Origin of the sequence: Microbacterium sp. (genome assembly GCF_047606685.1) — a bacterium.
GTDB lineage: Bacteria > Actinomycetota > Actinomycetes > Actinomycetales > Microbacteriaceae > Microbacterium.
On record NZ_JASGEC010000103.1, the window covers coordinates 14,441 to 27,674 of the forward strand.

Here is a 13,234-nt window from a genome sequence, read left to right on the forward strand (position 1 = left end):
GAAAGTTTCCTCTCACCAGGGCTCTTGCGTCGGGATGACAGGATTTGAACCTGCGACCCCTTGACCCCCAGTCAAGTGCGCTACCAAGCTGCGCCACATCCCGGTCGAGCTGCCCGCCGAGCGGGCAACTCCCCTATGCTACCTGGCCTCGCGTCGCGCACGCGCACACGGCCGCTCGGCGCGGGCCTCAGCCCGGAGCGTGCTCAAGCCCGAGCGCTGGATTGCCGTACACCGACTGCACCGCCGACGAGCAGGGTGAAGCCGCACATCCAGGCGATGCCGCTCCCGTCGGTGCGCAGGTAGTTGTAGCCGAGCAGGATGATCGGCGCGTGCCACACACCCCACAACACTCCCGAGACAAGGGCGGAGCGCCAGAACCCGAGCGGCGCGAGCGCCGTCGTGAGGAAGCCGCGCCAGCCGAGCTCCTCGCCGAAGGCGGTGGCCGACGCGATGACGACGTTGAGCGGCAGCGCGGCGAAACTGATCAGCACGTACATCGACGCGGTCAGGCCGGGCGGCAGCATCCGCTCGATCCCGGAGAGGGACCAGTCGGCGGTCGTCCACCCGAGCCACACCGCGACCAGGAACGCACCGAGCCCCACGGCCAGCCAGAAGACCGGCCACAGCAGGAAGAGCGCGATCTTCCGCCCCACGGGCCGGAACGGCACCAGCCCGAGATAGCGCGCCTTGCGCGCGGGACGCACCATGGCGAAGGTGACGCACAGGGCGGCGACGGTCGGCGTGAACATCATCGCGGCCGCGAGCGGGAGGAACAGCGGCGACGCCAGCCCGTCGCCGAGCCACAGCGGAAGCGTCACGAGCCACGCCATCCCACAGGCGAGCAGGGCGTAGACCACGACGGCCGCCCAGGGCACACGGGGCGCAGGGAGCGTGGTGTCGGCCATGTGCCCAGCCTCTCCCAATGCCGAGGCCGCCGACTCCCGCTGGAGGCGGAATGCGGCGGTCCGCCTCCCGGCGGATGCGACGCCGCGCCTTGCCGGCGTCGCACCCCGCGCGTAGCGTCGCATCCATGCCCACGATCACGATCGAACCCGCCACGCCCGACCGGTTCGGCGACCTCGAGCACGCGCTGAGCGGCGGCGGCGACGGCGCGTCGTGCCAATGCCAGTGGTGGATGCTGCCGAACAAAGACTGGGAGAAGACGACCCGCGGAGAGCGGGAAGGGATGCTGCGGGCCGAACTGGATGCCGCGCCGCCGCCGGGCCTCATCGCCTACGCCGACGGCGAGCCCGCCGGTTGGATCCGTGTCGGCCCGCGCCCCACGCAGGTTCGCCTCGGGCGCACGAGAGCGTTCAACGCGAACTCGCCCGAGCCGTGGGACGACCCGTCCGTGTGGGCCGTGTCGTGCTTCGTGGTGCGGCGCGAGCACCGCCGCACTGGGCTCAACGCGCAGCTCCTCGCCGCCGCCGTCGAGTTCGCCCGGCGCAACGGGGCGCGCGTCATCGAGGCCTACCCGACCGACACGAACGTGGCGAAGAAGAGCTCGAACGACCTCTACGTGGGAGTGCTCTCGGTGTTCGAGGACGCCGGCTTCCACGAGGTCGCGCGCCCGCGCCCCGAGCGGACGATCGTCGAACTCGATCTGACGGCGGGGTGACGGATGGCGGGAGCCTCCTCCGTCCGGGTGGACGCGTGGCTGTGGGCGATCCGGGTGTTCAAGACGCGCACGGCCGCGACGAACGCATGCCGCGCGGGGCATGTGCGCGTGGGCGGCGAGCGTGCCAAGGCGTCCCAGCCCGTGCGTGCCGGCGACGAGCTGCGCGTGCGGATCGCCGGATTCGACCGCATCCTCGTCGTGCGGCAGCCCATCGCCAAGCGCGTGGGGGCCGCGCTGGCGGCCGAGGCGGTGGACGACCGCACTCCCCCGCGCGATCCCGAGCCCGCGGTCGCGCAGCGCGATCGCGGCGCCGGGAGGCCGACGAAGCGCGAGCGGCGCGAGATCGACCGCTTCCGCGGGCGTTAGCCCGCGCCCGGCAGCAGGTCGAGCAGCCAGCGCGCGCCGCGCACCGCCGCCCCGACGCTGGAGACGCGCGCCGCCAGGCCCCGGTCGCTCGTCACGACCGTGACGACGCGCCCTTCCGCGGCGAGCCGCGAAGCCTCCTCGACGATGGCGTTGTCGCCCTCTCCGGTAGCGCGCACCACGCCGAGCCCCGCGGCATCCCGCACTGCCCGCGCCGTGCCTTCGACAACGACCGTCCACTCCGGGAACCACGTGGTCTCGGGCAGCCCGAGGGATGCCGCCGGCACACCGTCGCGCGCGCGTGTCGCGATTCGCTCGAGCAGTCGCCGCGTGGCACCGGCGCGGTCGTTCCACCAGCCGTCGGGCACCGACCCGACGACGTTCGCGGCGTCGACCACCACGACCGGCCGCACGCCCAGCAGCGCGCGCAGGCCGTCCCATGAGTCCGCGAAACCCGGATGCAGCGGGCGGCCCGCGACCTCCGCGGGCGGCACCCACGCCAACGCGTGGCTCTCGGGGTCGGTGATTCGCGGCTCGAACGGGGCGACGACGTCGGCGACGAGCGTCGTGTACGACCACACGCCCACATCGAGCACGCTCAGCAGGCGCGGGCGGACGGCATCCACCGGCACGCCCGCCTCTTCGTGCGCCTCGCGCAGCGCGCCGTCGCGCGCCGTCTCGCCCTCGTGGCGCGCCCCGCCGGGGAGGCCCCACGTGTCGCCGAAGTGGCTCCACGTCACGCGGTGCTGCAGCAGCACGCCGCGCCGCTCGTCGAACGCGAGCAGCCCGGCCGCGCCGAACCGGCCCCAGTAGCGCTCCCCCGACTCGGCGACGACCCACGCGTCGCCCGGGTCGCGCGCCCCGGTCGGGCGCCGCGGCTCATCCGGCGCCGGCTGCTCGATCGTCACCCGCCCAGCCTGTCACACGTGCGGGCGGGGCCTCTGGCGCAGGCATCCACCTGGAAGTGGCGCGCTGTGCCGCATCCCCCGCCCTGACCCGGCGCCACGCGCCACCTCAAGCGCAGGGCGCCTCGCCGGAAGTGTCGCAATGTGCCGCGTCGTGGCGCGGGATGGGGCACGACACGCCACTTTCGCAGCGCGATGCGGCGCCACGCGCCACCTTTGCGACGCGCCCGGTGCTTTCGGCCCGCGCTCAGCGCTTGCGGCGCTCGCGCACCCGCATGTTGATGACGATCGGCGTGCCCTGGAAGCCGTACAGCTCGCGCAGGCGCCGCTGGATGAACCGCCGGTAGCCCGGGTCGAGGAACCCGGTCGTGAACAGCACGAAGGTCGGCGGCCGCGTGCCCGCCTGCGTGCCGAAGAGGATGCGGGGCTGCTTCCCGCCCCGCACCGGGTGCGGGTGCTCGGCGACGAGCTCGGTGAGAAACGCGTTGAACTTGCCGGTCGGGATGCGGGTGTCCCACGACTCCAGCGCGGTCTCCAGCGCGGGCACGAGCTTGTCCAGGTGGCGGCCGGTGCGCGCCGACAGGTTGACGCGCGGCGCCCACGCCACGTGCGCGAGGTCTTGCTCGATCTCGCGCTCGAGGTAACGGCGGCGATCGATGTTCTCCATGTCAGGATCGTTCAGGCGATCCCACTTGTTGAAGGCGAGCACGAGCGCGCGCCCCGACTCCAGCACGAGCTCGATGATCCGCACGTCCTGCTCGCTGACCGGCTGCGTCACATCGAGCACGACGACGGCGACCTCCGCCCGCTCCAGCGCGGTCGAGGTTCGCAGCGACGCGTAGAAGTCGGCGCCCTGCTGCAGGTGCACGCGGCGGCGGATGCCGGCGGTGTCGACGAGCCGCCACGGCCGGCCGGCCAGCTCGACGATCTCGTCCACGGGGTCGCGAGTCGTGCCGGCAAGCTCGTTGACGACCACCCGCTCCTCGCCGGCGGCCTTGTTCAGCAGCGACGACTTGCCGACGTTCGGCCGCCCCAGGATCGCAACGCGTCGCGGGCCGCCGATCTCTTGCCCGGCCACGGCCGAGACCTCCGGCAGCACTTTCATCACGGCGTCCAGCAGGTCGGCCACCCCGCGCCCGTGGATCGCCGACACGGGCCACGGCTCGCCGAGGCCCAGATTCCACAGCGCCGCCGCCTCGGGCTCCTGCCGGGCGTCGTCGATCTTGTTGGCCACGAGGAAGACGGGCTTGCCCGCGCGACGCAGCAGGCGCACCACCTGCTCGTCGGTCGAGGTCGCCCCGACCATCGCGTCGACGACGAAGAGCACGACATCCGACAGGTCGATCGCGATCTCGGCCTGCGCCGCCACCGACGCGTCGATGCCGCGCGCGTCGGGCTCCCACCCGCCGGTGTCGACGAGCGAGAAGCGCCGGCCGAGCCACTCCGCCTTGTAGGTGACCCGGTCGCGCGTGACGCCCGGCGTGTCTTCCACCACCGCCTCGCGGCGGCCCAGGATGCGGTTGACGAGCGCCGACTTGCCGACATTCGGCCGGCCGACGATGGCCACCACTGGCAGCGCCGGGGAGTACTCGATGCCGTCCTCGCCGCGCACGACGCCGGCCAGCAACTCGGCGTCCTCGGCGTCGAGCTCGTAGTCGTCGAGGCCCTGGCGCAGTGCCGAGGCGCGTTGCTCGACGAGCTCGTCGTCGAGGCTAGCGAGCGCCTCCTCCAGGCGGTCGGGTCCGGCCTTGTACTCCTCATCAGGCGTGGGGATGCCGCTCATGCCCGCCTGCCCGCCTGCACGAGCTCGAGCACCGCTCGCACGGTCTGGTCAAAATCCAGGTCGGTCGAGTCGACAACCTCGACGCCCGGCGCGGCGGAGAGAAAGTCGACGACCTTCGAGTCCGACGCGTCGCGCCTGTGCAGAGCAGCGGCGACAGCGACGGCATCCTCTCCCCTGAGCTCTTTGCTGCGGCGCGCGGCGCGCACCTCGGGGGCGGCGGTCAGCAGCACGCGGACAGGCGCGTCCGGGGCGACGACGGTCGTGATGTCGCGCCCTTCGATAACGATCCCCGGCCGGTCGATCTCGCCGGCCAGCTCGCGGAACGCCGTGTTGACGCCCTCGCGCACGGCGGGCACGCGCGCGACGCCGCTGACGGCGTCTGACACGCGCGGCTCGCGGATGGCGTCGGTGACGTCCGTCTCGCCGACGCGCACCCAGAAGCGGTCGGGGTCGACCGACACCGTCCAGTCGAAGTCGCCCACCGCGTCGACCACGGCGGAGGCGTCCGACGTGTCGGCGCCGTGCGAGAGCACGTGCCACGCGAGCGCGCGGTACACCGCTCCGGTGTCGAGGTAGCCGAAGCCGAGCCGCCGCGCGACCTCTTTCGAGACGCTCGACTTGCCGCTGCCCGCGGGTCCGTCCACGGCGACCACGGTCGGTGTGTGGTCCCGGGTCAAGCGACCGGTCCCTGAGCTTGTCGAAGCGGCCCCTGAGCTTGTCGAAGCGGCCCCTGAGCTTGTCGAAGGGTCAGTCATTGGTGGTGCTCGCAATCTTCCATCCGCGCTCTTCCAGCCCCTCCCGCGCGCGGCGCGCCGCGCGCGGCGCCACGCTGATCTCAGCGAGCCCGAACTGCGCGCCCGGCGAGTGCTCGAGGCGCAAATCCTCCACGTTGACGCCGAGCTCGCCGAGCTCGCCGAAGAGCCGGCCCAGCTGGCCAGGAGTGTCGTCCACCATCACCACGACGGGCTCGAACCGACGGCGGTGCTGCCCGTGCTTGCCGGGCAGTCGGGCGACGCCCTCGTTGCCGCGGCTGATGGCGTCGGCCACGGCCCGCCGCGACCCCGCGGCGTCGGGCTCGCGCAGCGCGTCGGCGACCACGCCGAGGTCGGCGGCCAGCGCATCCAGCACGTCGGTCACGGGTCCGGCGTTCGCCCCGAGGATCTGCACCCACAGCTCGGGCGCCGACGCCGCGATGCGGGTCGTGTCGCGCACACCCTGGCCGGCCAGTTGCAACGACTCGTCGTCGGCGTCGACGAACCGCCCGGCGAGAAGGCTCGCCACCAGCTGCGGAACGTGCGAAGTGAGCGCGACAGCGCGGTCGTGCTCCTCGGGGGTCAGCTCGACGGGCATCGCTCCCAGGTCGAGGGCGAGCCCCTCGACGAGAGCGAGATCGGATGCCGGCGTGTCGCCGTCGCGGCAGACCACCCACGGCCGCCCGACGAAGATGTCGGCGCGCGCCGAGATCGCCCCGCCCCGCTCGCGGCCCGCGAGCGGGTGCGAGCCGATGTAGTGCGTGAGGTCAAGTCCCCGCGCGCGCAGCGCGCGCAGGGGCTGCAGCTTGACGCTCGCGACATCCGTCACCGTCACTCCGGGGTGCGCCGTCAACTCGGCGGCGATCACGTCGGCGGTCACGTCGGGCGGAACGGCCACGACGATGAGCGCGGGCTCGTCGCCGCCCGTCGCCGCCCGTCCCGCGCCGTAGTCGATCGCGAGCCGCAGCTGCGCCGGCGACGAGTCGGCGAGCGCGACGTCGACGCCGCGGGCCGTCAGCGCGTGCCCGATGCTGGCGCCCAGCAGGCCCGCTCCCACGATGCGCACCGTGCCGGGTGTGCGCGCCGGGAGCGCGCGCGGGTCGGTCGAATCGCTCACTCGGTCTCCTGGGGGGCCTCCGGCGGGGTGGAATCACCCGCCTCACGGCGCGCAAGAGTCACGAGGGCGCCGCGTTCCACTTTAGTCAACTCGCGGGCCCGCCCAGCCGGGAGCGTGCCCAGGTGGAGCGGGCCGAACTGTCGGCGCACGAGCTCGACGACAGGGTGGCCGACCGCCGCCATCATGCGCCGCACGACGCGGTTGCGGCCCGAGTGCAGCGTCAGCTCCACGAGCGACTCCCCCGCCTGGGCCTGCAGCAGCCGCGCCTTGTCGGCGGCGATCGGGCCGTCGTCGAGCTCGACGCCCTTCGTGAGGCGCGAAATCGTCTGCGGAGTGACGCGGCCGGCGACCTTCGCGATGTACACCTTGGTCACCCCGAAGGACGGGTGCGCGAGCACGTGGGCCAGCTCGCCGTCGTTGGTGAGGACCAGCAGGCCGCTCGTGTCGGCGTCGAGGCGGCCGACGTTGTACAGGCGCTCCGGCCACTCTTTCGTGAAGCGGCGCAGGTCGGGCCGCCCGCGGTCGTCGCGCATCGAGCTGACCACGCCGGTGGGCTTGTTGAGCATGACGTACCGCTTGGAGGCATCCAGCTGCACGGCCGTTCCGTCGACATCGACGAGGTCGGTGTCGGGGTCGATGCGCGTGCCCAGCGCGGTGACCGTGGCGCCGTTGACCCGCACGCGGCCGTCGACGATGAGCTGTTCGGCGACGCGGCGCGACGCTACCCCGGCAGCAGCCAGCACCTTCTGCAGCCGCACGCCCTCGCTCTCGCCGGTCATCGCAGGGTCTCGTCGTCGAAGCCGTCGGCGCCGTCGTCGAGCAGCGGCGAGATCGGCGGCAGCTCGTCGAGCGAGTTGATGCCGAGTTGAACCAAGAGCTGGTCGGTGGTGCCGTAGTGGATGGCTCCCGTCTCGGCGTCGGTGAACTGCTCGGCGATGAGGCCGCGGCCGAGCAGGGTCCGCACCACCGAGTCCACGTTGACGGCCCGGATCGAGGCGACCTGGCCGCGCGTGACGGGCTGCTTGTACGCGATGACGGCGAGGGTCTCGAGCGCGGCTTGCGACAGCCGCGACGGCGTCTGCGCGTTCACGAACTCCGACACGAGCGCGTCGTGCTCGGCGCGCACGTAGATGCGCCAGCCGCCACCGACCTCGCGCAGCTCGAATCCGCGTCGCGGCCCGCCGGCGAGCCCGTCGTAGTCCTCGACGAGGGCCTCGACGGCCTGGCGCACCGCGGCGACGGGGGCGCCGACAGCGGTGGCGAGCGAGACGAGGCTCTGCGGCTCGTCGACGATCAGCAGGATCGCCTCGAGCTGCCGGGTCACATCATCTGTCATAGTCGGCCCCCAGCGTAGCGAGCGATTCGGCCGACCACTGCTCGGCGGTCCATCGCAGCGTCAGCTCGCCCAGCGGCTCGACCTGCTCGAACGAGACGGCGGCATGCCGGTACAGCTCGAGGATGGACAGGAACCGCGCGACGACGACCCCCGCCTCCTGCACGCCGGCAACCAGCTCACGGAACGTCAGCGAGTCGGCGTCGCGCAGCAGGGTGACAACGATCGCCGCCTGCTCGCGGATGCTCACGAGCGGCGCGTGCAAGTGGCCGAGGCCGACATGCGGGATCTCGCGCGGGGTGAGGGCGAGGATGGCGAGCGCCGCGAAGTCGTCTGGTGACAGCGTCCACACCAGCTCGGGCGCCGACTCGCGGTACTTCGGCTCGAGCGGCACGGCGCGGGCGTGGCGCCCGTCCTCGGCGGCGAGCCGCTCGGCGAACCACGACGACACCTCCTTGAATGCGCGGTACTGCAGCAGCCGGGCGAACAGCAGGTCTCGAGCCTCGAGGAGGGCCACCGCCTCGGCATCCACCAATTCCCCCTGCGGAAGGAGCCCAGCGACCTTCATGTCCAGCAGGGTCGCGGCCACGACCAGGAACTCGGATGCCTGCTCGAGCTCTTCGTCCGCGTCCAGCTCGCGCAGGTAGGCGATGAACTCGCCGGTCACTGTCGCCAGCGCGACGTCGGTGATGTCGAGCTCGTGCTTGGACAGCAGCGTCAGCAGAAGGTCGAACGGCCCGTCGAACACGCCGAGCGAGACCCGGAACCCTTCGACAGGCTCAGGGGCCGCTTCGACAGGCTCAAGGGCCGCTTCCCCGGTCCCTGAGCTTGTCGAAGGGCCAACGGCCGTCTCATCCGGTCGCCGCGTTTCGTCTCGGCCCTGCGGGCCTCGCTCAACGACCGACGGGTCGTGCTCAGGCGACGGCGCCACGCGAGACCAGCTCCCGCGCCAGGCGCCGGTAGGCCTGGGCGGCCTTGTGCTCGGGCGCGAACTCGGTGATGGGCATGCCCGACACCGACGCGTCGGGGAACTTCACCGTGCGCCCGATAACGGTCTCCAGCACGTCGTCGCCGAAGGCGTCGACGACGCGACCGAGCACCTCGCGCGAGTGCAGCGTGCGGCCGTCGTACATCGTGGCCAGCAGCCCGTCCAGCTGAAGCGTCGGGTTGAGCCGGTCGCGCACCTTGTCGACCGTCTCGATGAGCAGAGCGACGCCGCGCAGCGCGAAGTACTCGCACTCCAGCGGAATGAGCACGCCGTGGCTCGCGGTGAGCGCGTTGACCGTCAGCAGTCCGAGGGAGGGCTGGCAGTCGATGAAAACGACGTCGTAGTCGGGCGCGACCTTTCGCAGCACGCGGGAGAGGATCGACTCGCGGGCGACCTCGTTGACGAGTTGCACCTCCGCGGCCGACAAGTCGATGTTCGCCGGGATGACGTCGAGGTTGGCCACGGCCGTGGGCAGGATCGCGTCGCGCGGGTCGCGCTTGGAGTCCACGAGCAGGTCGTACACCGTCGTCACGTCGTGGGTCTGAATGCCCAGGCCGGCCGACAGCGCGCCCTGCGGGTCGAAGTCGACCGCGAGCACCTTGCGTCCGTAGTCGGCCAGCGCGGCCGCGAGGTTGATCGTGGTCGTCGTCTTGCCGACGCCGCCCTTCTGGTTGCACAGCGAGACGATGCGCGCGGGGCCGTGTTGCGCGAGCTTCGGCGGGGTGGGGAAGCCGTGGTAGGGACGACCGGTGGGCCCAATCGGCGTCTCGTCCTTCTTCGCCACGGATGCTCCCGCCTTCAGTGCTCGTTCGCTCGATTCTATCCACCGCCCGCCGCGTATCACGGGGCACGCGGCCGTGCTCTTCGCACTCGACACGTCGAGAAGGGGGCCGCCGTGCACGCCGACACCACACGCGCGAAGAAGTTCGCGTTCCTCGTCCATCCGCGCGCGAACGTCGCGGAGGACATGGGCCGCGTATGGGGACCGCTGGGGCGGGTCCCGGCATCCGCCTGGGACTGGGGCCTGCGGCGGATGCCGGTTCCGCCGCTTCCGCTCGCGTCCGTGCGCCGCAGCGACCGGTCGCCGGCCGACGGCGCCGAGGGCTGGATCATCGTCGTGCCGGTCGGCGCGCGCCAGATGCTCTCCGAAGACCGCCGCTGGGTCCTCGGCCGGATCGAGCGCGCCGTCGACAAGGCCGAGGCGCTCGGCGCCGGCATCGTGGGACTCGGCGCCTTGAACACGCCCGTCACAGGGGCGGGGCGGCTGCTGCGGGAACGCCCCGGCATCACCGTCACGACCGGCAACGCCTTCACGGCGCACCTCACGGTCGAGGGGCTCCGCCGCCTCCTGCCCGCCGCGCCCGGCACGCACATCGCGATCGTCGGAGCCACCGGCAGCGTCGGGTCGTGCGTCGTCCGACTCCTCGCCGACGAGCCGCTCGGTTCCGACCTGACCCTGATCGCCCGCGGCCAGCGCCGACTCGACGACCTGGCCTCCAACGTGCGCGCGTCCGGTGTGTCGGTGCGCACGACGACGTCGATGGATGCCGTTCGCGACGCCGACCTCGTGCTGGTGCTGACCTCGGCGGCCGACGCCGTCATCGGCTCGCCGCATCTCAAGCGCGGCGCGATCGTGCTCGATGACACGCAGCCGCGCAACACCGACCCCGCCTTGCAGCGCGAGCGTCCTGACGTGCTCGTGGTCGATGGCGGCCTCGCCGCCATCCCGGGCATCGACGTCCGCGGCGACATCGGCCTGCCGCGCGGCCTGGCGTACGCGTGCCTGTGCGAGACGATGCTGATGGCGTTCGACGGCGTCACCGTCGACGCGGTGGGCGCTGCGAGCGTGGAGCACGCCGCGCGCATGCGCGACGCCGCGCGCCGGTTCGCGCACCTCGGGTTCTCGCTTGCCGAGCCCCTCTCCTTCGGGCGGCCGGTTGCGTGGCCCGAGCCGGCCCTGGTCGACGCGGAGGTGTGACATGGCCGTTGACGTGGTGGTGCTGGGCGGCGGTTACACCGGCGTCTGGAGTGCCCGCGCCATCTCGCGCGCGGGCGTCGGCGCGCGCGTGACGCTCGTCTCGGCGGCACCGGACCACTCGTTCCACGGCTGGACCGCTGAAGTCGTCACCGGACATGTCCGCCCCGAGCACGCGCAAGTGCCGTTGAGTCGTCTGCTGCCGGGTGTCGAGATCGTGCGTGGCGAGGCTGTGCGGGTCGACCCGGAGCGACGGACGGTCGCGGTGGCGACGGATGCCGGCATCCACACTCTCCGCTACGACCAGCTCGTCGTCGGCGTCGGCAGCAGGGACGCGGTGGAGCGCGTCCCCGGGCTGAGAGAGCACGCGTGGTCGCTCAAGGATCCGGAGGGGCTTGCCGCTCTGCGGGCGCATCTGGAGCAGATCGTGCCGCTCGCCGCCCAGACCACTGACTTCGTCGCGCGGGCGCGACTGCTGACCGTCGTGGTCGCCGGGGCCGGGCTCACCGGCGTCGAGGCGGCGACGGCGCTGTCGCAGCGGCTGCGCGAGGCGGTCGCCGCGTCCCCGCAGCTCGCCGGCTGGAAGCCTCGCGTGGTGCTCGTGCACTCGGGCGCGCGGCCACTGCCCGCGTTGCGGCCCCGGTTCGACCGCATCGCGGAGTACGCGATGGGCGAGGCCCGCGCCGCGGGCGTCGAGGTGCTGGACCGCACGCGGCTAGCCGAAGTGACTCCAGACGGGGCGGACCTCGACGAAGCCGGCTTCATCCGCTCCGCGACGGTGGTGACCACGATCGGCCAAACGCCCGTCGCACTGCCCGGCCTCGAGGCGTTCGCCCGCGATGCGGCGGGCCGCGTGCGCACCAACCGGCGCCTCGCCGTCGGGCCGAGGATCTGGGCCGGCGGCGACGTCGCCGCCGTCCCGCATCCTTCCGGCCGTGGCGACTGCCCGGCCAACGCTCTGTGGGCGATCCACCACGGCAAGCGCATCGGCGCGAACGTCGTGCGCGCCGTGACCGGCCGGTGCCCGCGGCGCTTCCGCTTCCCGGGGCTCGGGCAGGGCGCGAGCCTGGGAATCGGCCGCGGCGCGGCAGAGCTGTACGGCGTGCAGCTGACCGGGTGGCCCGCGTGGCTGGCGCGCTGGTTCTTCTTCCACTGGTTCATGCCGTCGCGCCGGGTCGCTCTCGCCACCGCCCGCGAGTGGATCGGGTGGCCCGCGCGGGAGGCCCGCGTCATGTCGCCCGAGCTCGTGCCCGCGTTCGCCGCCGCCCCGTGCAGCGGGGCCCCGCGCGCTTAGCGCGGTCGCTTCCTGCAGGCGCGCACGTGTTTCGCACGCGCGACTGCGGGTTTCGTGCGCGCGAGCAGCGCCCCGGGTCGGCCGGGCGAGGCAAGCTCAGGGGCCGGGCGGGGTCAGCGAGCGCGGGGATGCGACGTGGCGTACACGTCGCGCAGCGCCTCGACCGAGACGTGCGTGTAGATCTGCGTCGTCGCGACCGACGCGTGCCCCAACAGCTCCTGCACGACCCGCACGTCGGCGCCGCCCTGCAGCAGGTGCGTCGCGAACGAGTGCCGCAGCGTGTGCGGCGACACTCGCGCGGAGAGCTGTGCCCGCTCGGCGGCCCGCTGAATGACCAGCCACGCGCTCTGCCGCGACAGCGGGGCCCCGCGCGCGCCGAGGAACAGGCGCGGGCTCGCCCGTCCGCGCCGGCTCAGCTCGGGGCGCGCGCGCGTGAGGTACGCGTCCATCGCCGCGCGCGCGTACGACCCGACGGGCACGATCCGCTCTTTGGAGCCCTTGCCGCGCAGACGCAGCACGTCGCCGTGCGCGAGGTCGTCGACATCCAGTCCCACCGCCTCCGACACGCGCGCGCCGGTCGCGTAGAGCAACTCAAGCAAGGCCCGGTCGCGCAGCCCGATGACGCTGTCGTCGGGCGTTGCCAGCAAGCGCTCCACCTGGTCGACGGTGAGCGCCTTCGGCAGCCGGCTCGGCTGTTTCGGCGGGCGCAGCCGAGCGCTCGGGTCGCTCGGCTCGAGCCCTTCCCTCGCGAGGAAGCGATGAAGCCCCCGCACCGAGGACTGCAGTCGGGCGAGGCTGGATGCCGCCGGCATCGGGCTCGCGGAGGCCCGCTCGGCGGCGAACGCGGCCACGAGCGCCGGCGTCACGGCATCCGACTCCTCCACTCCCCGCGCGACGAGCCACTCGACGTAGCCGGAGAGGTCGCGCCGGTAGGCGGCGACAGTGTGCTCAGACAGCCCGCGCTCGACCGTGACGTGGCGCAGGTACGCGTCGACAGCCCGGTCAAGCTCCACGTCGGGCTCGCCTCACGCGCGGGCCGCCCCGATCGGGAGCGACCGCCGCGGCCACGGCGCGTCCGCGGCGCCGAGCGTCCGCCAGCCGCGGGC

General features: G+C 73.0%; 14 protein-coding genes and 1 tRNA gene. 4 read left to right on the forward strand and 11 right to left on the reverse strand.

Annotation, left to right across the window (positions count from 1 at the left end):
- Positions 1-29: 29 nt before the first annotated feature.
- Positions 30-103, reverse strand: a tRNA-Pro gene (locus QM611_RS12530).
- Between the two features lie 100 nt (positions 104-203).
- Positions 204-905, reverse strand: a complete 702-nt coding sequence (locus QM611_RS12535) for a type II CAAX prenyl endopeptidase Rce1 family protein (RefSeq protein ID WP_415080252.1) — start codon at positions 903-905, stop codon at positions 204-206.
- Between the two features lie 125 nt (positions 906-1,030).
- Here QM611_RS12535 and QM611_RS12540 point away from each other — a divergent pair, with 125 nt between their 5' ends.
- Positions 1,031-1,618 carry a GNAT family N-acetyltransferase gene (locus QM611_RS12540; protein ID WP_415080253.1) on the forward strand — a complete coding sequence of 196 codons (588 nt, stop codon included), beginning with the start codon at positions 1,031-1,033 and terminating at the stop codon, positions 1,616-1,618.
- Between the two features lie 3 nt (positions 1,619-1,621).
- Entirely contained in the window at positions 1,622-1,984 is a 363-nt protein-coding gene (locus QM611_RS12545; RefSeq protein ID WP_415080254.1) for an RNA-binding S4 domain-containing protein, read from the forward strand.
- Here QM611_RS12545 and QM611_RS12550 read toward each other — a convergent pair.
- From QM611_RS12550 to QM611_RS12585, 8 genes are all read right to left on the reverse strand, one after another.
- The gene (locus QM611_RS12550; RefSeq protein ID WP_415080255.1) at positions 1,981-2,889 is read right to left on the reverse strand and encodes an NUDIX domain-containing protein; all 909 of its coding nucleotides are present in this window, start codon (positions 2,887-2,889) and stop codon (positions 1,981-1,983) included. The genes QM611_RS12545 and QM611_RS12550 overlap by 4 nt on opposite strands.
- 244 nt (positions 2,890-3,133) lie before the next feature.
- Positions 3,134-4,669 (reverse strand): ribosome biogenesis GTPase Der, encoded by a 1,536-nt coding sequence (der, locus tag QM611_RS12555; RefSeq protein ID WP_415080256.1) that lies wholly within the window; start codon positions 4,667-4,669, stop codon positions 3,134-3,136.
- Positions 4,666-5,424, reverse strand: a complete 759-nt coding sequence (gene cmk / locus QM611_RS12560) for a (d)CMP kinase (RefSeq protein ID WP_415080257.1) — start codon at positions 5,422-5,424, stop codon at positions 4,666-4,668. Before cmk ends, der begins: the two co-directional genes overlap by 4 nt.
- Positions 5,417-6,538: a prephenate dehydrogenase gene (locus QM611_RS12565; protein ID WP_415080258.1), complete on the reverse strand. Its 1,122-nt coding sequence runs from the start codon at positions 6,536-6,538 to the stop codon at positions 5,417-5,419. The genes cmk and QM611_RS12565 overlap by 8 nt, the downstream gene beginning before the upstream one ends.
- A complete protein-coding gene (locus tag QM611_RS12570; protein ID WP_415080259.1) occupies positions 6,535-7,317 on the reverse strand; it encodes a pseudouridine synthase in 783 nt (260 codons plus the stop codon). The genes QM611_RS12565 and QM611_RS12570 overlap by 4 nt, the downstream gene beginning before the upstream one ends.
- Complete coding sequence (gene scpB / locus QM611_RS12575) at positions 7,314-7,874, reverse strand: SMC-Scp complex subunit ScpB (protein WP_415080260.1); 561 nt, start codon at positions 7,872-7,874, stop codon at positions 7,314-7,316. The genes QM611_RS12570 and scpB overlap by 4 nt, the downstream gene beginning before the upstream one ends.
- The gene (locus QM611_RS12580) at positions 7,864-8,619 is read right to left on the reverse strand and encodes a segregation and condensation protein A (RefSeq protein WP_415080265.1); all 756 of its coding nucleotides are present in this window, start codon (positions 8,617-8,619) and stop codon (positions 7,864-7,866) included. The genes scpB and QM611_RS12580 overlap by 11 nt, the downstream gene beginning before the upstream one ends.
- Positions 8,620-8,785: 166 nt before the next feature.
- On the reverse strand, positions 8,786-9,643 hold the full coding sequence (locus tag QM611_RS12585; RefSeq protein WP_415080261.1) for a ParA family protein: 858 nt from the start codon (positions 9,641-9,643) through the stop codon (positions 8,786-8,788).
- A 111-nt stretch (positions 9,644-9,754) separates the two neighbouring features.
- Between QM611_RS12585 and QM611_RS12590 the strand changes: the two genes are divergently transcribed.
- Together QM611_RS12590 and QM611_RS12595 are read left to right on the forward strand one after the other, a co-directional pair.
- Complete coding sequence (locus QM611_RS12590) at positions 9,755-10,837, forward strand: semialdehyde dehydrogenase (protein WP_415080262.1); 1,083 nt, start codon at positions 9,755-9,757, stop codon at positions 10,835-10,837.
- A 1-nt stretch (position 10,838) separates the two neighbouring features.
- Positions 10,839-12,128 (forward strand): NAD(P)/FAD-dependent oxidoreductase, encoded by a 1,290-nt coding sequence (locus QM611_RS12595; RefSeq protein WP_415080263.1) that lies wholly within the window; start codon positions 10,839-10,841, stop codon positions 12,126-12,128.
- A 113-nt stretch (positions 12,129-12,241) separates the two neighbouring features.
- On the opposite strand, the gene xerD is transcribed toward QM611_RS12595, so the two are convergent.
- Positions 12,242-13,141 (reverse strand): site-specific tyrosine recombinase XerD, encoded by a 900-nt coding sequence (gene xerD / locus QM611_RS12600; protein ID WP_415080264.1) that lies wholly within the window; start codon positions 13,139-13,141, stop codon positions 12,242-12,244.
- Between the last annotated feature and the right edge of the window lie 93 nt (positions 13,142-13,234).

Coding starts and splice junctions, on each gene's coding strand:
- QM611_RS12570 (WP_415080259.1), bottom strand. CDS start 7,317: ATGACCGGCGAGAGCGAGGGCGTGCGGCTGCAGAAGGTGCTGGCTGCT.
- der (WP_415080256.1), bottom strand. CDS start 4,669: ATGAGCGGCATCCCCACGCCTGATGAGGAGTACAAGGCCGGACCCGAC.
- QM611_RS12535 (WP_415080252.1), bottom strand. CDS start 905: ATGGCCGACACCACGCTCCCTGCGCCCCGTGTGCCCTGGGCGGCCGTC.
- QM611_RS12595 (WP_415080263.1), top strand. CDS start 10,839: ATGGCCGTTGACGTGGTGGTGCTGGGCGGCGGTTACACCGGCGTCTGG.
- cmk (WP_415080257.1), bottom strand. CDS start 5,424: ATGACTGACCCTTCGACAAGCTCAGGGGCCGCTTCGACAAGCTCAGGG.
- QM611_RS12540 (WP_415080253.1), top strand. CDS start 1,031: ATGCCCACGATCACGATCGAACCCGCCACGCCCGACCGGTTCGGCGAC.
- scpB (WP_415080260.1), bottom strand. CDS start 7,874: ATGACAGATGATGTGACCCGGCAGCTCGAGGCGATCCTGCTGATCGTC.
- QM611_RS12545 (WP_415080254.1), top strand. CDS start 1,622: ATGGCGGGAGCCTCCTCCGTCCGGGTGGACGCGTGGCTGTGGGCGATC.